The sequence below is a fragment of the Paracoccus marcusii genome, assembly GCF_006151785.1.
GTDB lineage: Bacteria > Pseudomonadota > Alphaproteobacteria > Rhodobacterales > Rhodobacteraceae > Paracoccus > Paracoccus marcusii.
The window spans coordinates 1-25,365 of sequence record NZ_VDDD01000027.1 but is presented as its reverse complement, the minus strand read 5'-3'; the positions used below and the strand labels follow the sequence as shown (position 1 = coordinate 25,365).

The window sequence follows — 25,365 nt, the reverse complement described above, 5'->3', positions numbered from 1 at the left end:
GGGGGCTGGCCCCCCGGCCTGCGCGGGACGCAGAGGGTCCTGCGCGACGCGGCGTGGTACGCCCGTGCGGTCGGCCTCTTTCCATGCCGCATGCATGCGATTACCTAGGGGCCGAGCAGGGAAAGGGCATTGGATGATCTATGGCAGCGCGGATGAATGGCGGGCCGCCGCGGGCAAGCGGGTCGTGCTGTTCGGCATGTCCGGCCTGGGCAAGACCTATCTGGCCTCGATGCTGCGGGACACGGGCGACTGGTTCCACTACAGCGTCGATTACCGGATCGGCACGCGCTACATGGGTGAATACATCGCCGACAACTTCAAGCGCGAGGCGATGAAGGTGCCGTTTCTGCGCGAACTGCTGATGTCTGACAGCGTACATATCGCCAGCAACATCACCTTCGACAACCTGGCACCGCTGTCCACCTATCTGGGCAAGCCCGGCAGCCCGTCGCGCGGGGGGCTGCCCTTCGACGCCTATTGCCAGCGCCAGGACCAGCATCGCAGGGCCGAGATCGCCTCGCTTCTGGACACCCGCCATTTCATGGACCGCGCCGGCGACATCTATGGCACGCCGCATTTCGTCTGCGACAGCGGCGGCTCGATCTGCGAGGTCGTGGATCCGGACAATCCCGACGACCGGGTCCTGACCGCTCTGTCGCGCGACCTGCTGCTGGTCTGGATCAAGGGCAGCGACGCGCATACCGCCGAACTGGTCCGCCGCTTCGACCGCGCGCCGAAGCCGATGTATTACCAGCCGCAGTTCCTGGAACGCGCCTGGATCGCCTATCGCGTGGAAAAGGGCCTGGAGGCGGACCAGGTGAATCCCGATGACTTCATCCGCTGGACCTATGCCCGGGCGCTGGCCCATCGCCAGCCGCGCTATGAGGCGATGGCCCGGCGCGGCGTCACCATCCTGGCCGAGGAGGTGGCGCAGATCCGCACCCCTGACGATTTCACCGACCTGATCGCGACCGCCATCGCGCGCAAGGATAGCTGACATGCCCATCACGTTGAACGAAAGCCTGCCCGCCTATCGCATCCTGTCCCAAGAAGGGGTGATGGTCATGTCGCCGGGCCGCGCCGCGACCCAGGACATCCGTCCCCTGCGCATCGCGCTGCTGAACCTGATGCCCAAGAAGATCCAGACCGAGAACCAGTTCGCCCGGCTGATCGGCGCCACGCCGCTGCAGATCGACTTTCAGCTGATCCGCATGTCGGACCATGAGAGCCGGAACACCGCCGCCGACCACATGGAAAGCTTCTATCGACCGTTCCGCGACGTCGAGGCCAGCGGAGAGAAGTTCGACGGCCTGGTCATCACCGGCGCTCCGATCGAGCATCTGCCGTTCGAGGACGTGACCTATTGGGACGAACTGACCCGCGTCTTTGCCTGGACGCAGACCCATGTGCATTCGACCTTCGGGGTCTGCTGGGGCGGCATGGCGATGGCGGCGCATTTCCATGGCCTGCCCAAGCATCCCCTGCCGGCCAAGGCGTTCGGCTGTTTCCGGCACACCAATCTGGCGCCGGCCTCGCCCTATCTGCGCGGGTTCTCGGACGAGGTGCTGGTCCCGGTCAGCCGCTGGACCGAGGTGCGTCAGGACGACGTGGACGCCCGCCCGGCGCTGACCACCCTGCTGGCCAGCGCCGATGTCGGGCCCTGCCTGCTGGCCGATCCGGGGCACCGCGCCCTCTATGTCTTCAACCATTTCGAATATGACAGCACCACCCTCAAGGAGGAATACGACCGGGACGTCGCGGCGGGGAAACCGGTGAACGTGCCCGCCAACTATTATCCCGGCGACGACCCGACGCGGGCGCCCGCGAACCTCTGGCGCAGCCATGCGCACCTGCTCTACGGTAACTGGATCAACGAGATCTATCAGACGACATGGTACGACATGTCGCGCATCGGAGAGGGCTGAGCACATGGGCGCCGAACTGCCGGACCTGCCCCTGGTGGGCAAGATCACCGCCTATCTGCAGGACGAGGCCCCCGCGCCGATCCGCAAGGCGGTTCAGAAGGCGTCGTCCAAGGACATCCTGGACCCGGACTTCCCCTACAGCGCAGAGATGCCCAAGGCCGAATACGAACCGCAGATGGCTGCATTGCAGATGCAGCTGGTTCGCATGATGCATGACGTGATCGACAGCGGAAAGCGGCTGGTGGTCCTGTTCGAGGGGCGCGACGCCGCCGGCAAGGGCGGCACGATCGAGCGCGTGCGCGAAAACCTGAACCCCCGGTCGGCCAGCATCGTGGCCCTGCCCAAGCCGAACGAGCGCGAGGCGGGCCAGTGGTATTTCCAGCGCTATGTCGACTGGCTGCCCGGCGCCGGAGAGATCGCCCTGTTCGACCGCAGCTGGTACAACCGCGGCGTGGTCGAACGGGTCTTCGGCTTTTCGACCGACACGCAGCGCGCGGCGTTCTTTCGCCAGCTGCCGGGGTTCGAACAGATGCTGGTCGACGACGGGATCATCCTGGTCAAGCTGTGGCTCAACGTGGGCCGCGCCGAACAGCTGCGGCGTTTCTTGGACCGCGAAAGGGACCCGTTGAAGCAGTGGAAGCTGAGCGGCATCGACGTGGACGGGCTGGCCCGGTGGGACGACTATACCGTGGCGATCCGCGACACGCTGGCGGCGTCCCATTCGCCGATCGCGCCCTGGACCGTGATCCGGTCGGACGACAAGCGCCGCGCCCGGATCGCCGCGATCCAAACCATTCTGGGCGCGGTCGATTACGCGGGCAAGGATCCGGCGGCCATCGGAACGCGCGACCCCCTGATCGCCGGCGGGCCGGAACTGCTGCGCGACTGATCTTGGCGCGCGCGCGCCCACGTGCCAGAACCCGACCGGAACATCCTGGGAGGGGATCATGGATCTGTCAAACTGCCGCGCCGTCGTGACCGGGGGCGCATCGGGCCTGGGCGCCGCCACCGCGGCGCATTTCCGCGACATGGGGGCGCAGGTCACCGTGCTGGACCGCGACCCGGCGGGGGCCGAAGCCGCATCCGCCATCGGCGCGCATTATGCCGTGACCGACGTCACCGACGAGGCCAGCGTGACGGCGGCGCTGGATCACGCCGTGGCGCGGATGGGGGGCATCGATGTCTGCGTGAACTGCGCGGGCGTGGTGGTGGGCGAAAAGACCCTGGGCCGCGACGGTCCGCACCGGCTGGACAGCTTTCGCCGCACGATCGAGGTCAACCTGATCGGCAGCTTCAACGTGCTGCGCCTGGCCGCCGAACGCATGGCCGCGAACGGGCGTGCCCAGAACGGCGTGATCGTGAACACCGCGTCCATCGCCGCCTTTGACGGGCAGAAGGGCCAGGCCGCCTATGCCGCCTCCAAGGCCGGCATCGCGGGCATGACGCTGCCGCTGGCGCGCGATCTGGCGGGACAAGGCATCCGGGTCTGCGCCATCGCACCCGGCATCTTTGGCACGCCCATGCTCAAGGGCCTGCCCGCGGACGTGCAGGACAGCCTGGCGGCCGAGGTGACCTATCCCAAGCGGCTTGGCGATCCGACCGAATTCGCGCGGACCTGCGCCTTCATCGTCCAGAACGACTATCTGAACGGAGAGACGATCCGCGTCGACGGCGCGTTGCGGATGCGCTAGGCACACAGGCCCATCACGGGCGCGCGAAACCCTTGCGTGCGCCCGCAGCCCGCCTTAGCGTTGTCGCAAATCCGACAACAGAGAGGCCAGTTTTCATGCGCTTGCTGACCACCACCATCCTGGCCGCGGCGGCCCTGCCCGCCTATGCCGCCGACCGCGAACTGACGGTTTTCGATTGGGCCGGGTTCGAGGAGCCTTCGATCTTTCAGGCCTATGTGGACAAGCATGGCGACAGCCCGACCTATGCCTTCTACGGCGATGACGACGAAGCGTTCCAGAAGGTCGCGTCGGGTTTCAAGGCGGACGTGATCCATCCCTGCAGCCAGATGGTCGGCAAGTACCGCGATGCCGGCCTGATCGAGCCCTGGGACACGTCGCGCATCCCGAACTTCGAGCAGATCGAGGAGCGGTTCCTGGACAGCGAGGTGTTCCGCGACGATCAGGGCGTGTGGTTCATCCCCACCGACTGGGGCGCCACCGCCATCGCCTATAACACCGAGACCGTCCCGGCCGAGGACGTGGCCAGCCTTGGCGTCTTCACCAACCCGAAATACCAGGGCCGCACCTCGCTGCCCGACAGTTCGGATGATGTCTGGGCGCTGGCCTATCTGGCGACCGGCGTGACCGACTGGTCCGAGGTGACCGACGAACAGTTCCAGGCCGCCGCCGCCTGGCTGCGCGAGGCGCATGTCAATGTCGCGGCCTACTGGGCCGACCCGTCCGAGCAGGCACAGCTGATGGCGTCGGGTGCGGTGGACGTGGCCTGGTCGTGGAACGACGGTGTCGTCTATCTGCAGGCCGACAACTATCCGGTGGGCTTTCAGCGTGAGCCGGCCGAAGGGTCGTCGACCTTCTTCTGCGGCTACGTGAACGTCAAGGACGGTCCGGGCAGCGAAGACAAGGCCTATGACTTCATCAACGCCTGGCTGGAGCCGTCGGCCGCCAAGGCGCTGCTGGACACGATCGGTTATGGCCATACCTCGGCCGCGGCCATGGCGACCATTGCCGACGAACCCGCCGTCGCCGAAGGTCTGGCCGAGATCGACGCACCGGTCCTGGCCCAGACCCCGAATGACCCCGAACTGCGTCAGCGCCAGTTGGCCGAGTTCGAGAAGATCAAGGCCGGCTTCTGATCCCGGTCAGGGACCGTGCATGAAACCTGTCAGGGGGCGATCACGATGTGGTCGCCCTGCTGCATGATCGGGACCGCATCCAGCCCGCATTCCGCACCGGCCACGACGCTGCCGGTCGACTTGTCGAAGCTTGCGCCATGTGCGGTGCACAGCAGCCGCAACCCATCCGCCGAAAGCAGCGTATCGCCGCGGTAATCCAGCGGCAGGTACTGATGCGGACATGCGTTCACATAGGCACGCAGCACGTCGCCGTCGCGCAGCACGATCATCGGGAACGACCCGCGGTCGGTCGTGACGGTCAGCGGATGGACGCCGGTGATCCGGGTCGCCGCGCAGACGCGCGTTCCGGGCGCGGGGGCGCTGCTGTAATCGGTCCAGGCCATGATGATCGGCGCGGCGGCCTCCCCGCCGCCGCGCCGCTCCTCCCTACTGGGCCGGGGTGGCGTCGAGAACGCCGCGCCGGATCTGGTCTTCCTCGATGGATTCGAACAGGGCGCGGAAATTGCCCTCTCCGAACCCGTCGTCGCCCTTGCGCTGGATGAACTCGAAGAAGATCGGCCCGATCACCGTCTTCGAGAAGATCTGCAGCAGGATGCGTGTCTCTCCGCCACCCACGACGCCTTCGCCGTCGATCAGGATGCCGCGCGCCTTCATGCGGTCCAGCGGTTCGTCATGGTCCTTCACGCGGCGGTGCGACATCTCATAATAGGTGTCGGGGGGGCTGGGCATGAACTCCATCCCGGCCTCGGCAATGCGGTCGGTCCCGGCATAGATGTCGTTCGATGCGATGGCGATGTGCTGGATGCCCTCACCCTTGTATTCGCGCAGGTATTCCTCGATCTGGCTGTGATCGTCGGTGCTCTCGTTGATCGGGATGCGTATCTTGCCGCAGGGCGATGTCAGGGCGCGGCTGACCAGACCGGTCTGCTTGCCCTTGATGTCGAAGAAGCGGATCTCGCGGAAGTTGAACGTGTCGTGATAGAATTTGTACCACGTGTCCATGTTGCCGCGGATCACGTTGTGGGTCAGGTGATCCAAATAGAAGAAGCCGAACCCTTCGGGACGCGGGTCGGCCTCGCCGATCCAGTCGTAATCCGTGTCATAGGCACTGCCCGCGTCCCCATAGCGATCGATGAAATACAAAAGCGACCCGCCGATCCCCAGGACAGCCGGTGCCTCGATCGACTTGCCAGGGCCGGTATATTCGGTGGCGCCAAGCTCCAGCGCGCGCTTCAGGGCGACCTGCGCGTCCACTACCCGCCACGCCATGGCCGGAGCGCAGGGGCCGTGTTCCGCGACAAAGCCGGCTGCATGGCTGTCCGCCTCGGCATTCAGCAGATAGTTGATGTCGCCCTGGCGATAGAGCGTGATCGCCTTGGTCTTGTGGGTCGCCACGGGGGCGAACCCCATCTGCCGGAAGATGCGGTCCAGCACGGCCGGGTCCGGATGGGCGTATTCGACAAACTCGAACCCGTCCGTTCCCGCGGGGTTGGCGGCACTGATCTTGGCCTTGGGGGCATCGTGGGGAAAGGGTCCCATGGCATTCCTCCTGCATGTTGCCACCATGATGCGCGCGGGCCGCTGCAATGTGCTTGCAAAGAGGATCGCCAAGCGGTCAAAATTGCACGAAACGCGCATCGATGGCGCGAATGACGCACGGGTGATGCATGGACCGGTTTGAAAGTGCAATCCTGGCTGCCCTGCAGCGCGACGGGGCCCTCAGCAACGCCGCTTTGGCACAGGTCGTGGGGCTGTCCGCCAGCCAGATCTCGCGCAGGCGCGCGGCCCTGGAGGAGGCCGGCGTGATCGAGGGCTATGCCGCGCGGCTGTCGGCCGCTAAACTGGGGCACGGGTTCCGGGCGGTGATCCGCGTCAACCTGCGCGGCCATGGCCAAGGGCGCGAGGACGAATTCGCCCGCTTCGTGGCGGCACAGCCGATGATCCGGCAGGCTTTCTCGGTGTCCGGCGATGCCGATTACGTTCTGGACGTGCGCGCCCGCGACTTGGAAGCCTTTGCCGACTTCGTCCATCGCCACCTGCTGCCACACCCGCAGGTGGCGCAGGTCCGCTCCGAAATCGTTCTGAAGACGCTCAAGGACGAAGGCGGCGTTCCGGTCTGACCATGCGCCGCGCTCATGATCTTGTCGAATACTATGAATTTGCCGATGGGACGCGGAACGCCTATATCACGGGCTGAAACCGAAAGGCCTGATCCCATGTCCCTGCCCCCATCCCCCGCCTTTGCGGCCCTGAACAAGGCCGCATCCGAACGCATCCTGATCCTGGACGGCGCGATGGGCACGCAGATCCAGGCCCTTGGCCTAGGAGAGGACGACTATACGGGCCACGGGTCCGGTCATGTCTGCCGCCATCACACCGATCACCCCCAGCAGGGCAACAACGACCTGCTGATCCTGACCCAGCCCGAGGCGGTCGAGGAGATCCATTACCGCTATGCGATGGCCGGCGCCGATATCGTCGAGACGAATACATTTTCCGCGACCACCATTGCGCAGGCCGATTATGGTCTGGGCGAGGCCGTCCACGACTTGAACGTCGAGGGCGCCTGCGTCGTCCGCCGTGCCCTGGACCGCGCGACGGCCCAAGACGGGCGGGCCCGTTTCGTCGCAGGCGCCATCGGGCCGACAAACCGCACAGCCTCGATGAGCCCGGACGTCAACGACCCCGGATACCGCGCCGTGACGTTCGAGGACCTGCGCGCCGCCTATCTGCAGCAGGCCAAGGGTCTGATCGCCGGCGGTGCCGACATCCTGCTGATCGAGACGATCTTCGACACGCTGAACGCCAAGGCCGCGATCTTTGCCTGCATCCAGGCGATGGAGGAACACGGCCAGCGTCTTCCCATGATGATCTCGGGCACGATCACCGACGCGTCGGGGCGCACCCTGTCGGGCCAGACGCCGACTGCGTTCTGGCATTCGGTCCGCCATGCGAACCCCTGGACCATCGGCCTGAACTGCGCGCTTGGCGCCTCGGCCATGCGGCCGCATCTGGTTGAGCTGTCGGGCGTGGCCGACACGCTGATCTGTGCCTATCCCAATGCCGGCCTGCCCAACGCCTTCGGCCAGTATGACGAAGGCCCCCATGACACCGCCCCGCAGGTCGCCGAATTCGCGCGCGCGGGGCTGGTCAACGTGGTTGGCGGCTGCTGCGGCACCACGCCCGATCATATCCGCGCCATCGCCGATGCCGTGGCCCCCTTCGCCCCCAGAAAGATGCCCGCCTATGCCTGATCGTTACCTGCGCCTGTCGGGGCTGGAGCCCTTTGTCCTGACGCCCGACATCCCCTTCGTGAACGTTGGCGAACGCACCAACGTCACCGGCTCCGCGCGTTTCCGAAAGCTGATCAAGGAGCGCGACTATGCCACCGCACTGGAGGTCGCCCGCGATCAGGTCGAGAACGGCGCCCAGATCATCGACATCAACATGGACGAGGGCCTGATCGATTCAAAGGCCGCGATGGTCGAATACCTGAACCTGCTGGCGGCCGAACCCGACATCGCCCGCGTGCCGATCATGATCGACAGTTCCAAATGGGAGGTGATCGAGGCGGGCCTGCAATGCGTGCAGGGCAAGCCGGTCGTCAACTCGATCAGCATGAAGGAGGGCGAGGAGCAGTTCCGCCATCAGGCGCGACTGTGCCTGGCCTATGGCGCGGCGGTCGTGGTCATGGCCTTCGACGAGCAGGGCCAGGCCGACACCGCCGCCCGCAAGATTGAGATCTGCCAGCGCGCCTACGACATCCTGGTGAACGAGGTCGGCTTTCCGCCCGAGGACATCATCTTCGACCCGAACATCTTCGCCGTGGCGACGGGCATCGAGGAGCACAACAACTACGGCGTCGACTTCATCGAGGCGACGCGATGGATCCGCCAGAACCTGCCACATGCGCATGTGTCGGGCGGCGTGTCGAACCTGTCCTTCAGCTTCCGCGGCAACGAACCGGTGCGCGAGGCGATGCATGCCGTGTTCCTGTACCATGCCATCAAGGCGGGGATGGACATGGGCATCGTCAATGCGGGCCAGCTGGCCGTCTATGACCAGATCGACCCCGATCTGCGCGAGGCCTGCGAGGATGTCGTCCTGAACCGCCGCCCCGACGGCACCGAACGCCTGCTGGAGATCGCCGAGCGGTTCCGCGGCGACGGTCAGGGGGCCAAGCGCGAAAAGGATCTGTCCTGGCGCGAATGGCCGCTGGACAAGCGGCTGGAACATGCGCTGGTCAACGGCATCACCGAATATATCGAAGCCGACACCGAGGAAGCCCGGCAGGCCGCCGAACGTCCGCTGCACGTGATTGAAGGCCCGCTGATGGCGGGGATGAACGTGGTGGGCGACCTGTTCGGCGCGGGCAAGATGTTTCTGCCGCAGGTGGTGAAATCCGCCCGCGTGATGAAGCAGGCCGTGGCCGTCCTTCTGCCCTACATGGAGGAGGAAAAGCGCCTGTCCGGCGGGACAGAACGCGAGACCGCGGGCAAGATCCTGATGGCGACCGTCAAGGGCGACGTCCATGACATCGGCAAGAACATCGTCGGCGTCGTGCTGGCTTGCAACAACTTCGAGGTCATCGACCTGGGCGTGATGGTCCCGGCGCAGAAGATCCTGCAGGTCGCCCGCGACGAGAACGTGGACATCATCGGCCTGTCCGGCCTGATCACCCCGTCCCTGGACGAGATGGTGCACCTGGCCTCCGAGATGGAGCGCGAGGGGATGGACATTCCCCTGCTGATCGGTGGCGCCACGACATCCAAGATCCACACGGCGGTCAAGATCTCGCCCCGCTACACGCGCGGCCAGGCGGTCTATGTGACCGACGCCAGCCGGGCCGTGGGCGTCGCCTCCAACCTGCTGTCGACCGACCGCAAGGCCGCCTATGTCGACGAGATCCGGGCCGACTATGCCGCCGTCGCCGACCGGCACGAGCGGTCCGAGGCATCGAAATCGCGCCTGCCGCTGGCCAAGGCGCGCGACAATGCGCTGAAGATCGACTGGAGCGGCTATGTGCCCACCGCACCGACCTTCACCGGCGCGCGGGTGATCGAGGATTGGGACCTGGCCCAGATCGCACGCTATATCGACTGGACGCCGTTCTTCCAGACCTGGGAGCTGAAGGGCGTCTATCCGCGCATCCTTGACGACGAAAAGCAGGGCGAGGCCGCCCGCCAGCTGTTCGCCGAGGCGCAGGAGATGCTGGCCCGGATCATCGACGGCCAATGGTTCAAGCCGCGCGCCGTGGTCGGTTTCTGGCCCGCGAACGCGGTCGGCGACGACATCCGCCTGTTCACCGGCGACGATCGGTCGGAGACGCAGGCCATGCTTCACACGCTGCGCCAGCAGGTCACCAAGCGTGGCGACCGGCCCAACGTGGCCCTGTCCGACTTCGTGGCACCCGAAGGCATCCCCGACCATGTCGGTGGTTTCGTCGTCACGGCAGGCCCCGAAGAGGCAGAGATCGCCGCACGCTATGAACGCGCCAACGACGACTACGGCGCGATCATGGTCAAGGCGCTGGCCGACCGCATCGCCGAGGCGATGGCCGAGTTGCTGCACGAACGCGTGCGGCGCGACTATTGGGGCTATGCCAAGGACGAGGGCTTTGCACCCGAGGAACTTGCGGCCGAACCCTATACCGGCATCCGTCCCGCGCCGGGCTATCCGGCCCAACCCGACCACACCGAAAAGCTGACGCTTTTCAAATTGCTGGACGCGGAAGCTGCGACCGGCGTGACACTGACGGAAAGCATGGCGATGTGGCCGGGATCGTCGGTTTCGGGCCTCTATATCAGCCATCCCGACAGCTATTACTTCGGCGTCGCCAAGATCGAGGAGGATCAGGCCCGCGATTACGCTGCGCGCAAGGGCTGGACCCTGGACGAGGCCGAACGTTGGCTGGCCCCGGTCCTCAACTACACCAAGCGTCAGGCAGAGGCCGACGCGGCATAGGGAACGGCCCGCATCGCTGCGGGCCTTTCTTTGTCAGGCGCGCAGCATCTGGCGGCCCAGGATGTGATCGGCGGCCTTTTCGCCCGTCATGATCGACGGGCCGTTCAGGTTGCCGTTGGTGATGCGTGGAAAGATCGAGCTGTCCGCGACGCGCAAGCCCTCGACCCCGATCACGCGCAGTTCGGGGTCCACGACCGCGTCGGGATCGCTGGCGGCACCCATGCGGGCGGTGCCGCAGGGATGATAGGCCGATTCCGCATGTTCGCGGATGAACGCGTCGATCTGTTCATCGGTCTGCACGGAATCGCCGGGCTGGATCTCGTCGCCGCGGTATTCCTTGAACGCGGGGGCGTCAAAGATGCGGCGCGTATGGCGGACGCATGCCCGAAACTCCTCCCAATCCTCGGGTTGGGACATGTAGTTGAAGCGGATCTCGGGCGCCACGGACGGATCGCCCGATGCCAGCCGGATGGTGCCGCGCGATTTCGACCGCATCGGCCCCACATGGGCCTGGAACCCGTGACCCTTGGCCGCCGATTTCCCGTCATAACGGACCGCCAACGGCAGGAAGTGATACTGGATGTCGGGATAGTCCTTGGCATCCGACGATCGGATGAAACCGCAGCTCTCAAACTGGTTCGATGCGCCAAGGCCGGTCTTCTGCAGCAGCCATTCGACACCCACGCGGCCTTTGCCCAGCAGGTTGTAATAGGTATACAGCGTCACCGGCTTCAGCGACTTGTACTGCATGTAGATCTCAAGATGGTCCTGTAGGTTGCCCCCGACGCCGGGACGATCCGCAAGTGGCGTGATGCCATGCTGGCGCAGGTGATCCGCAGGCCCGATGCCCGACAGCATCAGCAGCTTGGGCGTGTTGATGGTGCTGGCCGAGATGATGACCTCGCGGTTCGCCAGAACGGCCTCGACCTTGCCGTTGCGTTCGATTTCAACGCCATAGGCGCGCTTACCTTGAAACAGGATGCGGTTCGCCAGACCGCGCACGACGGTCAGCAGGCCGGTCTTTTTCGCGGGACGCAGATAGGCATTGGCGGCGGACCAGCGGCGGCCCTTCCAGATGGTGGCCTCCATCGGGCCGAAACCCTCCTGCTGGGTGCCGTTGTAATCGTCCGTGCGTGGCCATCCTGCCTGGTGACCCGCCTCGATGAAGGTGTTGAACAACGGGTTCTTGCGCTTGCCGCGGGTGATGTGCAGTGGCCCGCTGGTGCCGCGCACCGGCGACATGCCGCCGTGCCAGGTCTCCATCCGCTTGAAATACGGCAGGACGCCCGCATAGTCCCAGCCCGCGGCGCCGCTGTCGGCCCAATGCTGGAAATCCTTGGGGTTGCCGCGCACGAAGACCATGCCGTTGATCGACGACGATCCGCCGATGACCTTGCCGCGCGGCGTCGCCAGCTTGCGCCCGCCCAGATGCGGTTCCGGTTGGCTGGCAAAGCCCCAGTCATAACGGCTCATGTTCATCGGATAGGACAGCGCGCCCGGCATCTGGATGAAGGGGCCGACATCGCTGCCGCCGAACTCGATCAGCGTGACGGTGCGTCCCGCCTCGGTCAGGCGATAGGCCAGGGCACAGCCGGCGCTGCCCGCGCCGATGATGACATAATCCGCGTCCTTGGCGGCTTTCGGAAGATCAGTAGGGTGCATCGACGCCTCCCATGCCCACATAGACGGATTTCAGCTGGCTATAATGCTCGATCGCGGCGGCGGAGTTCTCGCGGCCCAGACCGGACAGCTTGACGCCGCCAAAGGGCATCTCGACCGGCGTCAGGTTGTAGGTGTTGATCCAGCAGGTGCCGGCCTCCAGCGCAGCGACCACGCGATGGGCGCGGGACAGGTCCTGGGTAAAGACCCCCGCGGCCAGGCCAAAGCCGGTGCCGTTGGCACGGGCGATCACCTCGTCCTCGTCGGCAAAGCTGAGAGCAGTCAGGACGGGCCCGAAGATCTCGTCCGTCGCGATGGTCATGTCGTCGGTGGCATCGGCAAAGACCGTGGGCGGGATGAACGGCCCCTCGCCCTCTCCGCCACAGACCAGCCGGGCCCCGGCGTCACGCCCGGCGCGGATGGCGGCGCGGATCTTGTCGGCCTGGGCCGCATTGATGATCGGGCCGTGATTGGTGTCCGGGTCCAGCGGATCGCCCATGCGGACGGCCTTCACACGCTCCGCCAGGCGGGCCAGGAAGTCCTCCTTGATACCCTCCTGCAGGAAGACGCGCGTTCCGTTGGAGCAGATCTGCCCCGAGCTGTAGAAGTTCGCCAGGATCGCGGCGCTGACCGCGTCCTCAAGGTTCGCGTCATCGAAGACGATCAGGGGCGACTTGCCGCCCAGCTCCATCGTGACATGCCGCATTCCTTCCGCGGCGGCCGCATAGACGCGGCGGCCGGTGGGCACCGAACCGGTCAGGGACACCTTGGCCACGTTGGGGTCGGTGACCAGCGCGGCACCGACATCGCCCCGGCCCTGCACCACGTTGAACACGCCCGGAGGCATCCCTGCCTCGATGAAGATTTCCGCCAGTTTCAGGGCCCCTAGCGGCGTTTCCTCGGAGGGTTTGAAGACCATGGTGTTGCCCATGACCAAGGCCGGCGCGGCTTTCCAGCAGGCGATCTGGCTGGGATAGTTCCAGGCCCCGATGCCTGCACAGACACCCAGGGCCTCGCGGCGGGTATAGGCCCAGTCCGCCCCTAGGGGGATCATCTGGCCCGTCAGCGTCGCCGCCAGACCCGCGAAATATTCCAGTGCCGCGGCACCCGACGGCCAGTCCGCCACCAACGTCTCCTGGATCGGCTTGCCGGTGTCCAGGGTCTCAAGGCGCGCCAGTTCGTCGTTGCGCTCAAGGATGATCGCGGCCGCGCGGCCGAGAATGCGGCCCCGCTCGACGGGCGCCATCGCGGCCCATGCGGGCTGGGCGGCCTTGGCGGCGGCGCAGGCCTGGGCCACCTGGTCGGTCGATGCCTCCTTCAGCGTCGCGATGGTCTCGCCGGTCAACGCATAGCGGACGGGCAGGTCGGCACCCTGCCCTTCGACCGACTTGCCGCCGATGAACAGGGATGCGGTGGGTTGTGCGGAAAGGCTCATGCAAGGGCCTCCTTCAGATAGGTCATGATGGTGTTCAGCGCCACGTCGGCATCGGTCGGACCGGGGGTCAGGACCGCGCGCAGATAGACGCCGTCGATCAGCGCACCCAATGTCTCGGCGGTGCGCTCGGGGTGGTCGGTCAGGCCGCGCAGCGCCACGATCAGGTTCGAATGCAGCCGGCGGTGATAGACCCGCAACAGGCGCGCGGCCTCGGGAGAGTTCAGCGCAAGTGCGTAAAAATTGAGCCACGCACTGACCGTCTCCCGCTGAAAGTTCTGGGGCGCAAAGCTGGCGTGGATGATCGCATCCAACCGCCCCCGTGCACCCCGCCCCGGCAGGCGGTCATGGACCGATTGCCCATAGCTGCGCAGGATATACCGCATCGCCGCCAGGAAGATCTGGTCCTTGGATCCGAAGTAATGGTGGGCCAACGCCGGCGACATGCCGGCACGCTTGGCGATCTGTGCGACGGTGACGTCCAGCGACCCCGCGCGCCCCACCTCGAAGATCGCGGCATTGATCAGCGCTGCTTTTCGGATAGGCTCGGCCCCGAGTTTAGGCATGATTGCACCTGCGGCGGAAGATTTCTGTTGCGTTGCCGTTTCCATGTAACGTTAATTGACTGAACAATCAAGAACAGGGAGCCCATCATGACCCTTTCCCGCATCCTCGCGGTCCTTGCGATGACGCCCGCGCTGGCGCTGCCCGCCGCCGCGCAGGAGCCCGACAGCTGCCGAGAGGTGGTGTTTTCCGACGTGGGCTGGTCCGACATCACCGCGACCACGGCCATTGCGTCGACGGTCCTGCAGGCCCTGGGATACGAGACCGAGACACGCATCCTCTCGGTCCCGGTGACCTATACGGCGCTGTCCACGGACGACGTGGACGTGTTCCTGGGCAACTGGATGCCCACGATGGAGGCCGACATCGCCCCCTATCGCGACGCGGGCATGGTCGACACGGTGCGCACCAACCTGACCGGCGCGAAGTACACGCTGGCCACAAACAAGGCCGGTGCCGACCTGGGGATCGCCGATTTCGCAGACATCGCCGCGCAGAGCGAGGCGCTGGACGGCAAGATCTATGGCATCGAGCCGGGCAACGACGGCAACCGCCTGCTGCTTGAGATGGTGGCGATGGACAAGTTCGACCTGGGCACCTTCGAGGTCGTCGAATCCAGCGAACAGGGCATGCTGGCCCAGGTCCAGCGCGCGACCAACAGCGATCAGCCGGTGATCTTCCTGGGATGGGAGCCCCACCCCATGAACGCCCAGTTCGAGATGACCTATCTGACCGGTGGGGATGAGATCTTCGGCCCCGATCTTGGCGGCGCCGAGGTTCGCACCAACACCCGCGCGGGCTATGTCGCGGAATGTCCGAACGTGGGCAAGTTCCTGACCAACCTTGAGTTCACCCTGACCATGGAGAACGAGGTCATGGGCGCGATCCTGAACGACGGTCAGGATCCGATGGACGCCGCCCGCGACTGGCTGGCGGCCAACCCGGACGCGGCCACCCCCTGGCTGGTCGACGTGACCACCGCCGACGGCAACGACCCCCAGACCGCGCTGACCGAGGCGCTGGCGCAATGACCCCCCGCCCCGGCGCTGTGCCGCCGGGGCCCCCAACGTCATAGAGGGTGCAGGCATGGAACAGCTGACCGATTGGGTCACCGACACCAAGATCCCCGTGGGACGGACCGCAAAGACGGTCTTTGACTGGCTGAACGCCAATGCGGCCGGGCTGTTTGATGCGATCTCGACCGGGATGGAGGCGCTGATCGACGCCATCCTGACGGGGCTGGAGGCGCCGAACCCGTTCCTGTTCATCGCGCTGGCCGTGGCGCTGACCTGGGCGCTGCAGCGGCGGTTGGGCACCTGCCTGCTGGTGATGTTCGGGCTGCTGTTCGTGCTGAACCAGGGCTACTGGTCCGAAATGCTGCAGTCGCTGACGCTGGTGCTGTCGGCCTGCATCGTCTGCATGGCGGTGGGCGTGCCCATCGGCATCGCCTGCGCGCACCGGCCCCGGCTGTACGCCTGGATGCGCCCGGTTCTGGACTTGATGCAGACGCTGCCGACATTCGTCTATCTGATCCCGGCCATCGTGTTCTTTGGCATCGGCATGGTGCCGGGCCTGCTGGCCACCGTGATCTTCGTGCTGCCCGCGCCGATCAGGCTGACGCAACTGGGCATCGCCACGACCCCGCCTGCACTGGTCGAGGCCGCGACCGCGTTCGGCGCCACCCCCCGCCAGCTGCTGTGGAAGGTGGAACTGCCAAGCGCCCTGCCCCAGATCATGGCCGGGCTGAACCAGACCATCATGCTGTCGCTGTCGATGGTCGTCATCGCCGCGCTGGTCGGTGCATCGGGCCTGGGGGTGCCGGTCGTGCGGGCACTGAACAGTGTCAACACCGCACTGGGCTTCGAATCGGGCATGGTGATCGTCGTCGTCGCCATCCTGCTGGACCGGATGCTGCGCATGGAGGGCCGCAAATGAACGCCGTCGAATTCGACCGGGTCTGCATCGTCTTCGGCGACCACCCCGACCGCGCCCTGCCCCTGATGGACGAGGGTCTGGACCGCGGCCCCATCAAGACCGAAACCGGGCAGGTGCTGGGCGTCCACGATTGCAGCCTGTCGGTGGCCGATGGAGAGATCCTGGTCCTGATGGGCCTGTCGGGGTCGGGCAAGTCCACGCTGCTGCGGGCGGTGAACGCGTTGAACCCCGTCTGCCGTGGCGAGGTCCGCATCAAGCGCGGCGGTCAGATGGTCAGCGTGACCGCAGCCGGCAGCCGGGCGCTGCGCGACATCCGCCTGCGCGACGTAGCGATGGTGTTCCAGGCCTTCGGCCTGCTGCCATGGCGCACGGTGCGCGACAATGTCGGCCTTGGGCTGGAACTGGCGGGCATGTCGCAGGCCGAACGGCGCAGCAAGATCGAAGGCCATCTGGCGACCGTGGGCTTGTCGGAATGGGCCGACCGCAAGGTCGGAGAGCTGTCCGGCGGCATGCAGCAGCGCGTCGGCCTGGCCCGCGCCTTTGCGACCGAGGCGCCGATCCTGCTGATGGACGAACCGTTCAGTGCGCTGGACCCGCTGATCCGCGCCCGGCTGCAGGACGAACTGCTGGAGCTGCAAGCCAAGACCGGGCGGACCATCATCTTCGTCAGCCATGACCTGGACGAGGCCTTCAAGCTGGGCAACCGCATCGCGTTGATGGAGGGCGGACGCATCGTGCAGATCGGAACGGCCAGAGAGATCATCGCCAATCCGATCAACGATTATGTCGCCGATTTCGTGGCGCACATGAACCCGCTTGGCGTGCTGACAGCCGAAGACGTTGCCGAACCCGGCACCGCCGAGGGAGAGCCCGTGCCCCGCGACATGCCGGTGCGCGCGGTCATGGGCCTCTTGGCGGATCGCACGGCCCTGTCCGTTCAGGGCGGCGGGCGCATCACGCAGGCCGCGGTCCTGGCGCGCCTGATCGACCCGCGGGGCTAGCTGTTCTGCAGGTCGCGGTGGTACCGGACCAGCAGCGCTAACCCCAAGGCGAACAGCCCCAGGCCAAGCCCGAAGACATAGGTATAGCTGACGTATTCGCCGGCATATTGCGGATAGAACGACCGCCGCATCTGTCCGATGACATGGATCAGCGGGTTCCACCACAGCCAGTCCTGATAGGGCTGGGGCACATCGTCGAACATGAAGAAGATGCACGAGAGCAGGAAGAACGGCTTCATGAAGATTGCCCACAGGGGCTGCCACCAACTGACCGCCTCGAACAGGAAGCAGTTCATGACGCCGATGGCGGCACCCGTCAGGATCATCATCGCCAGGCCGATCGCGATCAGGTCCATCTGCGGGTCGGTCCGGGTCTCCGACGTCATCATGATCGCCGTGAAGATCACTGTGGCCACCATAACCTGGGTGATCGCGTTGAAGGCGATCCGTGCCAGCAGCGCGTCCATGAAGGTTACCGCCGGATAGCTGAGAAGCGCCATCGAATAGCGCACAGAGGACGCGACCTTGTTCGAGATGTCCATGTATCCCAGGAACGGCACCATCCCGGTGGCATAGAACATCGCAAAGCTTGTCCCGATCGGCGGCAGCGCGAAGGTGACCGAGAAGATCAGCGTCAGCAGCATGATCCCGCCCGCAGGTTCCGCGACCGCCCAGAAATACCCCCCCGAGGCGCGACCGTTGCTGGTCTGGACCTCGCGCAGGATCAGCGCCGTGATGGCGCGCAGGCTGGCGAAGCTGCGGTGCTTTCGCACCTCCTTGAGGACGCGCGGGCCCTGCGCCGCGGTCTTGCGCTGCGGCAGGGGGGCGGCGGGCGGGCCGTGTCGGGGCGTGGTGGACTGGGACATGCGGATCACGGATGGCGCCGGGGGCGCGTTTGCGCTGCTCACGATCCTGGCAACGGATCGGTGCTGGAACTGTTCTGCGCGCTTATGTATGACGGCGCCAGCAAGATCAACAAGGCAGGCGGGGTAAGCGCATGTCCGCCCAGGATTCCAACTCCGGTCCCCACAGGAACACGCCCCCCGGTGCCACCGCACCGCAGGAAGGCCCCCAGGGCCCCGCACAGGGTCAGGGGGCAACCCAGGGTCAGGCAGGACAGGGTCAACCGCTGCGGCCCCAGGGACCGGGCGCAGGTCAGCCCCGCCCGCAGGGCCAGCAGGGTGGCCAGATGGTCCATCGCCCCGGTCAGGGCGCAGGCCAGCAGGTGATCCGCCCCGGCCAGCACAATCCGCAGATGCAGGCCCGCATCCAGGCCGCGATGCAGCAGCCCGTTCTGCCCCCGGCCGGTCCGGCGCGCCTGCATCGGCGCCATTACGGCATGGCCATCAGCTTTGTCCTGATGGTGATCATTCCTGTCCTCCTCAGCGCCGTGTACATCTATACGCGCGCATCGGACCAGTACGCGTCCTATGTCGGCTTCTCGGTCCGCAGCGAATCCGCGCCCAGCCCGGCGGACGTTCTGGGTGGGCTGGGGTCTCTGGTGGGGGTCACGTCCAGTTCGACCAGCGACACCGACATCCTCTACAAGTTCATCCAGAGCCGTGACCTGGTCGAACGGGTCAATGCCCGTATCGACCTGCGCGAGGTCTGGTCCAAGGCGCCGGGCGATCCGATTTTCGGCTTCAACGGCGGGCCGTCGCTGGAGGACCTGGTCGAGGAATGGGAGCGGAAGGTCCGCATCCATTACGATTCCGGGATGATCGACCTGCGCATCCTGGCCTTCGACCCTGTGGACGCCCAGACCATCGCCAACGCGATCCTGGAAGAGGGCGGCATCCTGATCAACCGCCTGAACGACATCGCCCGCGAGGATGCCCTGCGCTATGCCCGCGACGAGCTGGATCGGGCGCAGGATCGCCTGCGCGAGGCCCGCCAGAAGGTGACCGAGTTCCGCAACCGCTATCAGCTGGTGGACCCGGTGGCCGACGTGCAGGGTCAGATCGGCGTCGTCACATCGCTGCAGCAGCAACTGGCCGAACAGCTGGTCGGCCTGGGCCTGCTGCAGGCGAACGCGCAGCCCGAGGACCCGCGGATCGGCCAGGCCGAACTGCGCATCCAAGTCATCCGCGACCAGATCGAGGCCGAGCGGCAAAAGTTCGGGTCGACCGGCGGCGAGGAGGCCCTGTCCGATGTCGTGGGCCAGTTCGAGATCCTGACCGTCGACCGGCAGTTCGCCGAGGCCACCTATACCGCGGCCCTTGCCGGCTTCGAGACCGCGCGGGCCGAGGCCGTGCGCCAGTCGCGTTACCTGGCGCCGTACATCCGCCCGACGCTTGCACAGGAGGCCGAGTTCCCCGAACGCGCCAAGCTGCTGCTGATGATCGCAGGGTTCCTGACGGTGCTGTGGGTGATCGGCAGCCTGATCTTCTACAGCCTGCGCGACCGGCGATGATCTATCTGCAGAACCTCTGCAAGACCTACACGCTGAACGGCAAGCACAAGGTGGTGGCCGACGACATCACCGCGATCTTTCCGTCCGGCGTGTCGGTCGCGCTGCTGGGACGCAACGGCGCGGGCAAGTCGTCGCTGCTGCGGATGATCTCGGGGGCCATGCTGCCGTCGTCGGGCAAGGTGCTGTCCACGGGGACGATCAGCTGGCCGGTGGGCTTTGCCGGTTCGTTCAGCGGAGAGCTGACGGGAGAGCAGAACTGCCGCTTTGTCGCGCGCATCTATGGCGTGGACACCGAGGAGCTGCTGTACTTTGTCCAGGATTTCGCCGAACTGGGTGATCACTTCAAGCTGCCGATCCGCACCTATTCCTCGGGGATGCGGTCCCGCCTGGCCTTTGGCCTGTCGATGGCGGTGCCCTTCGACACCTACTTGGTCGACGAGGTCTCGGCCGTGGGAGACGCGGCCTTCCGCACCAAGTCCAACCGCGTCTTCAACGAACGCATGTCGAATGCCGGGGCCATCGTGGTCGCGCATTCGATGGGAATGCTGCGCGAGACCTGTCACGCAGGGGCGGTTCTGGAACAGGGCAAGCTGACCTTCTATCCCGACCTGGAAGACGCCATCGCGGCGCATATGGTCAACATGCAGCAGGCCCAGACAGGCTGATTGCCGCCGGTTTCATGACATCCGGATGACGCAACCCCTGCGGGGGTGGCGCTTGCATGCGCGCATGGATATTGATTTGAATGAATTCAGCGCATCATTCGGCAAGGCATATCATGAAGATCATCGTTCTGGGCGGAGACGGTTTCTGCGGCTGGCCCACGGCCCTGCACCTGTCCGCCCGCGGTCACGACGTCGTGATCGTCGACAACCTCTCGCGCCGCAAGATCGATGTGGAGCTTGAGGTCGCCTCCCTGACGCCGATCCGCCCCTTGGGCGAGCGCGTCCGTGCCTGGGCCGAGGTGACCGGCAACCACATCCGGACAGAGGATCTGACCGTCGGTCAGGATTACGACCGGCTGCTGGCGCTGTTGGAGCGTGAACGGCCCGATGCGATCGTGCATTTCGCCGAACAGCGCGCGGCGCCCTATTCCATGAAATCGGCCCGACACAAGCGGTACACCGTCAACAACAACCTGAACGCGACGCATGACGTACTGGCCGCGATCGTCGAATCAGGTCAGGACATCCATCTGGTGCACCTTGGCACGATGGGCGTCTATGGCTACGGCACCGCCGGCATGAAGATCCCCGAAGGTTATCTGGACGTGACCGTGCAGACCGCGCAGGGACCCCATGACCAGCAGATTCTGTACCCGGCCAATCCGGGCAGCATCTATCACATGACCAAGACCCAGGATGCGCTGTTCTTCTTCTACTACAACAAGAACGACGGCCTGAGGATCACCGACCTGCATCAGGGCATCGTCTGGGGCACGCAGACGGCCGAAACGCAGATGGACGAACGGTTGATCAACCGCTTCGATTATGATGGCGACTATGGGACGGTGCTGAACCGGTTCCTGATGCAGGCGGCCATCGGCTATCCGATGACCGTGCACGGAACGGGCGGCCAGACGCGCGCCTTCATCCACATTCAGGACACCTGCCGCTGCATCGAACTGGCCATTGCAAACCCGCCCAAACGCGGCGACCGGGTGCAGATCCTGAACCAGATGACCGAGACGCACCGCGTCCGCGACCTGGCGCAGATGATCTCGGACCGCACGGGGACCGAGGTCGCGTTCCAGAAGAACCCTCGCAACGAGGCTGACGAGAACGACCTGCATGTCGTCAACGACAGCTTTCTGGGGTTGGGCCTGCAGCCGATTACCCTGGCCGAGGGTCTGCTGTCAGAGGTCCGTGACATCGCCCGCAAATACTCCGACCGCTGCGACCGCGACAAGATCCCCTGCGTGTCTGAGTGGCGCGCGGCGCAGGCGGCAGAATAGGCGACAGGGGGCGGACGGTCCGCCCCCTGCCCCCGATCAGGCCAGAAACGCCTTGAGGTCGTCCAGCAGCCGCTCGCCATGCGTGGCGGCCAGCCCGTGCGGGGCGTTGTCGTATTCGATCAGTTTTGCGCTCGGGACCATCTTGGCCATCCGATGCGCGGTGGCGGCGATGGGCACGATCTTGTCTGCCGTGCCATGCACGATCAGCGTGGGCAGGTTGATCTGCGCCACGTCCGCGGTGAAATCGGTCAGCCCGAACGCTGTCACGCATTCGATCGTGGCGCGCGGGCTGGCCATCATCGCCATGCCCTGCGTCCAGTCCAGAACGGCCTGACTGACGCCGCCCAGAAGGCCTTGGCCATAGAACTGCTTGGCGAAATCCTGCAGGAAGGCCGGACGGTCCTTGCGCAGCCCGTCGCGCATCCCCTCGAACAGGTCGGCCGGGGCACCGTCGGGATTGGCGTCGGATTTCAGCAGCCCCGGCGCGACAGACGAGATGAACCCCAACCGGCTGGCCCCCTTTGCGCCGTGGCGCGAGACATAGCGGGCGACCTCTCCGCCGCCCATGGAAAATCCGATGATCGCCGCGTCGGTCAGTTCCAGCTCGTCGATCACCGCGGCCAGATCGTCCGACAGCGTGTCGTAATCATAGCCGTTCCAAGGCTGTTCGGACCGGCCGAATCCGCGGCGGTCATAGCTGACGACGCGATAGCCCGCCTCGGCCAGGCCCAGGGCCTGCGTCTCCCAGCTGTCTGCGGTCAGCGGCCAGCCATGGATCAGGACGACCGGGCGGCCCTGCCCCCAGTCCTTGACGTAAAGCTGCGTGCCATCATTCGCGGAAATCATCGGCATGGTGCGTTCCTTGGTTGCTGTTTCGCCCAGGGAACGCGTCGGGGCCGCGGCAGGTTCGCCCGGCCCCGATCACTGTTCTGTCGGTGCTACTTCACCCGCACCCAGGTCTGGCTGCTGCACAGCAGGCCACCGGCGATGCAGCCCGACAGGCTCATCCGGTCGCCCGCGACCGAGGCCTTGCCGGCATAGATCTTGTCGTTGGACGGCCGCCAGACGCGACCCGCATAGTTGCCACCGCCCTGGGGTGCCATGTCGATGACGATCTGGCGGCCCAGGTTGGGCGACTGGTATTCGGCCGTGTCGCGATAGGTCCGGGTGATCGTGCCGCAGAATGCGCCGCCGCAGGGCGAGACGGTGACATGGGCGAACGCACCCTCGTCGGGCTGGGTCTGCCAGACCCCTTCGATCGGGTCAGCGCTGGCCGCCCCTGCAGCCAGCGCGAACGTGGCAGCCAGAATGATGTGACGCATGGGTCCCTCCTCCTCAGGGTGCGACCAGATTGCGCGGGCTGCCCCCGTCCGAGCAAGCATGACGTCAGGTCCCTTGCCGTTCCCGCCCGCCCCGTGGCAAAGGGGGCGCAACCCTTGAGACCGGAGCGTGCCGCCATGATCCTCTATCCCGCCATCGACCTGAAGGACGGCAACTGCGTGCGCCTGCTGCGCGGCGACATGGAGGCCGCGACCGTCTTCGGCACCGATCCCGCGGCTCAGGCCCGTGCGTTCCAGGATGCGGGTGCCGAATGGCTGCACCTGGTCGACCTGAACGGCGCCTTCGAGGGCAAGCCCGTGAATGCCGCGGCGGTCGAGGCGATCCTTGCGGCCACCGACATCCCCACCCAGCTGGGCGGCGGCATCCGTGACATGGCGACGATCGAATCCTGGCTGGACCGCGGCCTGACCCGGGTGATCCTGGGCACCGTCGCGGTCGAGAATCCCGACCTGGTACGCGAGGCCGCCGACGCCTTTCCCGGCCGCATCGCGGTCGGTATCGACGCCCGCGCAGGCAAGGTCGCGACGCGGGGCTGGGCCACGGAAACCGACGTGAACGCCACCGACCTGGCCCGCCGGTTCCAGGACGTGGGCGTCGCCGCAATCATCTATACGGACATCGACCGTGACGGTGCGATGGGCGGCCCCAACATCCACGCGACCGAGGCGCTGGCCCGCGCCGTCACGATTCCCGTGATCGCATCCGGTGGAGTCTCGTCGCTGGCCGACCTGAAGGCGCTTCACGACACCAAGGTGATCGCGGGCGCGATCTCGGGGCGCGCGCTTTACGACGGTGCGCTGGACCTGCGCCAGGCGCTGGCCGCGCTGGCCTGACACGGGCGGGCGCGGACCACTGGTCCCGCCCCCGCCGCTGCGCTAGAACCCAGGGCTTACCAGCCCCAGCCAAAGGCCCCGACGATGCTCAAGACCCGGATCATTCCCTGCCTGGACGTCGCCGACGGGCGCGTGGTCAAGGGCGTGAACTTCGTCGACCTGGTCGATGCCGGCGACCCGGTCGAAGCCGCACGTGCCTATGATGCCGCCGGCGCGGACGAGATCTGTTTTCTGGACATTCATGCCACCCATGAAAATCGCGGCACCATGTTCGATCTGGTGACCCGGACGGCGGAACAATGCTTTGTCCCGCTGACCGTGGGCGGTGGCGTGCGCACGCACAACGACGTACGGGCGCTGCTGCTGGCTGGGGCCGACAAGGTCAGCTTCAACTCCGCGGCCGTGGCCGACCCGGATGTGGTGGCCGCTGCCGCCGACCGGTTCGGCAGCCAGTGCATCGTCGTGGCGATCGACGCAAAGACCGTGGAAGACGGCCGGTGGGAGATCTTCACCCATGGCGGCCGCAAGCCCACCGGTATCGACGCGGTGGAGTTCGCGCGACTGGTCGAAGCCAAGGGCGCGGGAGAGATCCTGCTGACCTCGATGGACCGGGACGGGACGCGGTCGGGGTTCAACCTGCCGCTGACGCGGGCCATCGCCGATGCGGTGAACGTTCCGGTCATCGCATCCGGCGGCGTCGGCACGCTGGACCATCTGGTCGAGGGCGTGACCGAAGGTCATGCCAGCGCCGTTCTGGCCGCCAGCATCTTCCATTTCGGCACGCATACCATCGCCGAGGCCAAGGCCCACATGGCCGCCGCCGGCATTCCCATGAGGCTGACATGACCGCCCTGCACCGCCTGGCTGCGACCGTCCAGGACCGCAAGACCGCCGACCCCGACAGCAGCTGGACCGCCAGACTGCTGGCCAAGGGCCCCGAGAAATGTGCGGAGAAGTTCGGCGAGGAGGCCGTCGAGGCGATCATCGAGGCGGTCAAGGGCGACCGCGCCCGCCTGACCGCCGAGGCTGCAGACGTGATGTTCCACCTGCTGGTCATGCTGGCCGCGCGCGACATCACGCTGGAGGACGTCGAGGCGGAGCTGACGCGGCGCGAAGGCACCTCTGGCCTGGCAGAAAAGGCCGCGCGCCCCGGCGCCTGAGCGCGCAAAGCGCGACGGGACCCTTCCCCTTGGGCAGGCACAGGGGCTATAAGCCCTGCAATCGCCGCGCGTGGACGCGGCCCGACCAGAACACGTCAGAGGATGGCATGAGCAACGATTCCCACCACGACAAGCATCACGAGGGCGACGTGGCCTTCATCCGCTCGCTGGCCGAGCTGCTGAACTCCAGCGAGCTGAACGAGATCCAGGTCAAGCGCGAATACGGCGAGCATGACCGCCTGACGGTCAGCCTGACCAAGCAGGGCAAGCAGGTCGTCTATGCCCAGAGCCCCGCGGCGCCCTCCGCCCCGGCACCGCAGGCATCCGCCCCGGCGCCCGCCGCGGCCACTGCGCCCGCCT

Annotated in this window: 26 protein-coding genes and 1 pseudogene; 19 read left to right on the top strand and 8 right to left on the bottom strand. The window is 66.1% G+C overall.

The annotated features are described in order from the left end of the window. Positions 1 to 133 precede the first annotated feature (133 nt). The 5 genes from FHD68_RS06430 (at position 134) to FHD68_RS06410 (ending at position 4,749) form a co-directional block, all read left to right on the top strand. Positions 134 to 997 carry an ATPase gene (locus FHD68_RS06430; RefSeq protein ID WP_127898643.1) on the top strand — a complete coding sequence of 288 codons (864 nt, stop codon included), beginning with the start codon at positions 134 to 136 and terminating at the stop codon, positions 995 to 997. Between the two features lies 1 nt (position 998). Then, entirely contained in the window at positions 999 to 1,925 is a 927-nt protein-coding gene (locus FHD68_RS06425; RefSeq protein WP_139085404.1) for a homoserine O-succinyltransferase, read from the top strand. Positions 1,926 to 1,929: 4 nt separating this feature from the next. After that, the gene (gene ppk2, locus FHD68_RS06420; RefSeq protein WP_127898644.1) at positions 1,930 to 2,814 is read left to right on the top strand and encodes a polyphosphate kinase 2; all 885 of its coding nucleotides are present in this window, start codon (positions 1,930 to 1,932) and stop codon (positions 2,812 to 2,814) included. A 58-nt stretch (positions 2,815 to 2,872) separates the two neighbouring features. After that, positions 2,873 to 3,616, top strand: coding sequence for an SDR family NAD(P)-dependent oxidoreductase (locus FHD68_RS06415; protein WP_127898645.1), 744 nt, complete (start codon positions 2,873 to 2,875; stop codon positions 3,614 to 3,616). Positions 3,617 to 3,711: 95 nt separating this feature from the next. Further along, positions 3,712 to 4,749 carry an ABC transporter substrate-binding protein gene (locus FHD68_RS06410; protein WP_045981241.1) on the top strand — a complete coding sequence of 346 codons (1,038 nt, stop codon included), beginning with the start codon at positions 3,712 to 3,714 and terminating at the stop codon, positions 4,747 to 4,749. Between the two features lie 29 nt (positions 4,750 to 4,778). Here FHD68_RS06410 and FHD68_RS06405 read toward each other — a convergent pair whose 3' ends face one another. Both FHD68_RS06405 and hppD read right to left on the bottom strand, forming a co-directional pair. Continuing rightward, the gene (locus tag FHD68_RS06405) at positions 4,779 to 5,132 is read right to left on the bottom strand and encodes a Rieske (2Fe-2S) protein (RefSeq protein WP_139085402.1); all 354 of its coding nucleotides are present in this window, start codon (positions 5,130 to 5,132) and stop codon (positions 4,779 to 4,781) included. A gap of 43 nt (positions 5,133 to 5,175) precedes the next feature. After that, positions 5,176 to 6,288: a 4-hydroxyphenylpyruvate dioxygenase gene (gene hppD, locus FHD68_RS06400; RefSeq protein WP_139085400.1), complete on the bottom strand. Its 1,113-nt coding sequence runs from the start codon at positions 6,286 to 6,288 to the stop codon at positions 5,176 to 5,178. On the opposite strand from hppD, the gene FHD68_RS18945 reads away from it, so the two are divergent. The 4 genes from FHD68_RS18945 (at position 6,287) to metH (ending at position 10,713) form a co-directional block, all read left to right on the top strand. Continuing rightward, positions 6,287 to 6,430 carry a hypothetical protein gene (locus FHD68_RS18945; RefSeq protein WP_164871434.1) on the top strand — a complete coding sequence of 48 codons (144 nt, stop codon included), beginning with the start codon at positions 6,287 to 6,289 and terminating at the stop codon, positions 6,428 to 6,430. The genes hppD and FHD68_RS18945 overlap by 2 nt on opposite strands. After that, positions 6,417 to 6,869, top strand: a complete 453-nt coding sequence (locus FHD68_RS06395) for an Lrp/AsnC family transcriptional regulator (protein ID WP_127898647.1) — start codon at positions 6,417 to 6,419, stop codon at positions 6,867 to 6,869. The genes FHD68_RS18945 and FHD68_RS06395 overlap by 14 nt, the downstream gene beginning before the upstream one ends. Positions 6,870 to 6,965: 96 nt before the next feature. Beyond that, the gene (locus FHD68_RS06390) at positions 6,966 to 8,003 is read left to right on the top strand and encodes a homocysteine S-methyltransferase family protein (protein ID WP_164871435.1); all 1,038 of its coding nucleotides are present in this window, start codon (positions 6,966 to 6,968) and stop codon (positions 8,001 to 8,003) included. Continuing rightward, complete coding sequence (gene metH / locus FHD68_RS06385; RefSeq protein ID WP_127898649.1) at positions 7,996 to 10,713, top strand: methionine synthase; 2,718 nt, start codon at positions 7,996 to 7,998, stop codon at positions 10,711 to 10,713. Before FHD68_RS06390 ends, metH begins: the two co-directional genes overlap by 8 nt. A gap of 33 nt (positions 10,714 to 10,746) precedes the next feature. Here metH and betA read toward each other — a convergent pair whose 3' ends face one another. The 3 genes from betA to betI are packed head-to-tail and all read right to left on the bottom strand — an operon-like array spanning position 10,747 to position 14,370. Beyond that, complete coding sequence (betA, locus tag FHD68_RS06380; RefSeq protein ID WP_127898650.1) at positions 10,747 to 12,375, bottom strand: choline dehydrogenase; 1,629 nt, start codon at positions 12,373 to 12,375, stop codon at positions 10,747 to 10,749. Continuing rightward, positions 12,362 to 13,807, bottom strand: a complete 1,446-nt coding sequence (betB, locus tag FHD68_RS06375; RefSeq protein ID WP_127898651.1) for a betaine-aldehyde dehydrogenase — start codon at positions 13,805 to 13,807, stop codon at positions 12,362 to 12,364. The genes betA and betB overlap by 14 nt, the downstream gene beginning before the upstream one ends. Further along, entirely contained in the window at positions 13,804 to 14,370 is a 567-nt protein-coding gene (gene betI / locus FHD68_RS06370) for a transcriptional regulator BetI (protein WP_045981248.1), read from the bottom strand. The genes betB and betI overlap by 4 nt, the downstream gene beginning before the upstream one ends. A gap of 87 nt (positions 14,371 to 14,457) precedes the next feature. Between betI and choX the strand changes: the two genes are divergently transcribed. The 3 genes from choX to choV are packed head-to-tail and all read left to right on the top strand — an operon-like array spanning position 14,458 to position 17,304. Beyond that, a complete protein-coding gene (choX, locus tag FHD68_RS06365) occupies positions 14,458 to 15,399 on the top strand; it encodes a choline ABC transporter substrate-binding protein (RefSeq protein ID WP_127898652.1) in 942 nt (313 codons plus the stop codon). Between the two features lie 55 nt (positions 15,400 to 15,454). Next, positions 15,455 to 16,303 carry a choline ABC transporter permease subunit gene (gene choW / locus FHD68_RS06360; RefSeq protein ID WP_045981250.1) on the top strand — a complete coding sequence of 283 codons (849 nt, stop codon included), beginning with the start codon at positions 15,455 to 15,457 and terminating at the stop codon, positions 16,301 to 16,303. Beyond that, on the top strand, positions 16,300 to 17,304 hold the full coding sequence (gene choV, locus FHD68_RS06355) for a choline ABC transporter ATP-binding protein (protein ID WP_127898653.1): 1,005 nt from the start codon (positions 16,300 to 16,302) through the stop codon (positions 17,302 to 17,304). The genes choW and choV overlap by 4 nt, the downstream gene beginning before the upstream one ends. Here the strand turns inward: choV and FHD68_RS06350 are convergent. Further along, on the bottom strand, positions 17,301 to 18,212 hold the full coding sequence (locus tag FHD68_RS06350) for an ABC transporter permease (RefSeq protein ID WP_052714598.1): 912 nt from the start codon (positions 18,210 to 18,212) through the stop codon (positions 17,301 to 17,303). The genes choV and FHD68_RS06350 overlap by 4 nt on opposite strands. A 281-nt stretch (positions 18,213 to 18,493) precedes the next feature. Here FHD68_RS06350 and FHD68_RS06345 point away from each other — a divergent pair, with 281 nt between their 5' ends. From FHD68_RS06345 to FHD68_RS06335, 3 genes are all read left to right on the top strand, one after another. Continuing rightward, complete coding sequence (locus FHD68_RS06345; protein ID WP_240542419.1) at positions 18,494 to 19,717, top strand: KpsE/RkpR family capsule polysaccharide export protein; 1,224 nt, start codon at positions 18,494 to 18,496, stop codon at positions 19,715 to 19,717. Continuing rightward, positions 19,714 to 20,382, top strand: coding sequence for an ABC transporter ATP-binding protein (locus FHD68_RS06340; protein WP_045981253.1), 669 nt, complete (start codon positions 19,714 to 19,716; stop codon positions 20,380 to 20,382). The genes FHD68_RS06345 and FHD68_RS06340 overlap by 4 nt, the downstream gene beginning before the upstream one ends. A gap of 113 nt (positions 20,383 to 20,495) precedes the next feature. Continuing rightward, complete coding sequence (locus FHD68_RS06335) at positions 20,496 to 21,671, top strand: NAD-dependent epimerase/dehydratase family protein (protein ID WP_127898655.1); 1,176 nt, start codon at positions 20,496 to 20,498, stop codon at positions 21,669 to 21,671. 36 nt (positions 21,672 to 21,707) lie between these two features. Here the strand turns inward: FHD68_RS06335 and FHD68_RS06330 are convergent, their stop codons facing one another. Next, complete coding sequence (locus tag FHD68_RS06330) at positions 21,708 to 22,523, bottom strand: alpha/beta fold hydrolase (protein ID WP_127898656.1); 816 nt, start codon at positions 22,521 to 22,523, stop codon at positions 21,708 to 21,710. 86 nt (positions 22,524 to 22,609) lie between these two features. Beyond that, positions 22,610 to 22,993, bottom strand: coding sequence for a DUF2147 domain-containing protein (locus FHD68_RS06325; RefSeq protein ID WP_127898657.1), 384 nt, complete (start codon positions 22,991 to 22,993; stop codon positions 22,610 to 22,612). 135 nt (positions 22,994 to 23,128) lie between these two features. Between FHD68_RS06325 and hisA the strand changes: the two genes are divergently transcribed. The 4 genes and pseudogenes from hisA to FHD68_RS06305 form a co-directional block, all read left to right on the top strand. Beyond that, positions 23,129 to 23,845, top strand: coding sequence for a 1-(5-phosphoribosyl)-5-[(5-phosphoribosylamino)methylideneamino]imidazole-4-carboxamide isomerase (hisA, locus tag FHD68_RS06320; protein WP_127898658.1), 717 nt, complete (start codon positions 23,129 to 23,131; stop codon positions 23,843 to 23,845). A gap of 84 nt (positions 23,846 to 23,929) precedes the next feature. Further along, a complete protein-coding gene (hisF, locus tag FHD68_RS06315) occupies positions 23,930 to 24,691 on the top strand; it encodes an imidazole glycerol phosphate synthase subunit HisF (RefSeq protein ID WP_127898659.1) in 762 nt (253 codons plus the stop codon). After that, positions 24,688 to 25,005, top strand: coding sequence for a phosphoribosyl-ATP diphosphatase (locus tag FHD68_RS06310; RefSeq protein WP_045981259.1), 318 nt, complete (start codon positions 24,688 to 24,690; stop codon positions 25,003 to 25,005). The genes hisF and FHD68_RS06310 overlap by 4 nt, the downstream gene beginning before the upstream one ends. Positions 25,006 to 25,112: 107 nt before the next feature. After that, positions 25,113 to 25,365: pseudogene (locus tag FHD68_RS06305) on the top strand (acetyl-CoA carboxylase, biotin carboxyl carrier protein); the annotation flags it as partial.

Bases quoted from the DNA above. Each gene is read 5' to 3' on its own strand.
- FHD68_RS06430 (WP_127898643.1), top strand. From the start codon at position 134: ATGATCTATGGCAGCGCGGATGAATGGCGGGCCGCCGCGGGCAAGCGG.
- FHD68_RS06425 (WP_139085404.1), top strand. From the start codon at position 999: ATGCCCATCACGTTGAACGAAAGCCTGCCCGCCTATCGCATCCTGTCC.
- ppk2 (WP_127898644.1), top strand. From the start codon at position 1,930: ATGGGCGCCGAACTGCCGGACCTGCCCCTGGTGGGCAAGATCACCGCC.
- FHD68_RS06415 (WP_127898645.1), top strand. From the start codon at position 2,873: ATGGATCTGTCAAACTGCCGCGCCGTCGTGACCGGGGGCGCATCGGGC.
- FHD68_RS06410 (WP_045981241.1), top strand. From the start codon at position 3,712: ATGCGCTTGCTGACCACCACCATCCTGGCCGCGGCGGCCCTGCCCGCC.
- FHD68_RS06405 (WP_139085402.1), bottom strand. From the start codon at position 5,132: ATGGCCTGGACCGATTACAGCAGCGCCCCCGCGCCCGGAACGCGCGTC.
- FHD68_RS18945 (WP_164871434.1), top strand. From the start codon at position 6,287: ATGGCATTCCTCCTGCATGTTGCCACCATGATGCGCGCGGGCCGCTGC.
- hppD (WP_139085400.1), bottom strand. From the start codon at position 6,288: ATGGGACCCTTTCCCCACGATGCCCCCAAGGCCAAGATCAGTGCCGCC.
- FHD68_RS06395 (WP_127898647.1), top strand. From the start codon at position 6,417: ATGGACCGGTTTGAAAGTGCAATCCTGGCTGCCCTGCAGCGCGACGGG.
- FHD68_RS06390 (WP_164871435.1), top strand. From the start codon at position 6,966: ATGTCCCTGCCCCCATCCCCCGCCTTTGCGGCCCTGAACAAGGCCGCA.
- metH (WP_127898649.1), top strand. From the start codon at position 7,996: ATGCCTGATCGTTACCTGCGCCTGTCGGGGCTGGAGCCCTTTGTCCTG.
- betA (WP_127898650.1), bottom strand. From the start codon at position 12,375: ATGCACCCTACTGATCTTCCGAAAGCCGCCAAGGACGCGGATTATGTC.
- betB (WP_127898651.1), bottom strand. From the start codon at position 13,807: ATGAGCCTTTCCGCACAACCCACCGCATCCCTGTTCATCGGCGGCAAG.
- betI (WP_045981248.1), bottom strand. From the start codon at position 14,370: ATGCCTAAACTCGGGGCCGAGCCTATCCGAAAAGCAGCGCTGATCAAT.
- choX (WP_127898652.1), top strand. From the start codon at position 14,458: ATGACCCTTTCCCGCATCCTCGCGGTCCTTGCGATGACGCCCGCGCTG.
- choW (WP_045981250.1), top strand. From the start codon at position 15,455: ATGGAACAGCTGACCGATTGGGTCACCGACACCAAGATCCCCGTGGGA.
- choV (WP_127898653.1), top strand. From the start codon at position 16,300: ATGAACGCCGTCGAATTCGACCGGGTCTGCATCGTCTTCGGCGACCAC.
- FHD68_RS06345 (WP_240542419.1), top strand. From the start codon at position 18,494: ATGGTCCATCGCCCCGGTCAGGGCGCAGGCCAGCAGGTGATCCGCCCC.
- FHD68_RS06340 (WP_045981253.1), top strand. From the start codon at position 19,714: ATGATCTATCTGCAGAACCTCTGCAAGACCTACACGCTGAACGGCAAG.
- FHD68_RS06335 (WP_127898655.1), top strand. From the start codon at position 20,496: ATGAAGATCATCGTTCTGGGCGGAGACGGTTTCTGCGGCTGGCCCACG.
- FHD68_RS06330 (WP_127898656.1), bottom strand. From the start codon at position 22,523: ATGCCGATGATTTCCGCGAATGATGGCACGCAGCTTTACGTCAAGGAC.
- FHD68_RS06325 (WP_127898657.1), bottom strand. From the start codon at position 22,993: ATGCGTCACATCATTCTGGCTGCCACGTTCGCGCTGGCTGCAGGGGCG.
- hisA (WP_127898658.1), top strand. From the start codon at position 23,129: ATGATCCTCTATCCCGCCATCGACCTGAAGGACGGCAACTGCGTGCGC.
- hisF (WP_127898659.1), top strand. From the start codon at position 23,930: ATGCTCAAGACCCGGATCATTCCCTGCCTGGACGTCGCCGACGGGCGC.
- FHD68_RS06310 (WP_045981259.1), top strand. From the start codon at position 24,688: ATGACCGCCCTGCACCGCCTGGCTGCGACCGTCCAGGACCGCAAGACC.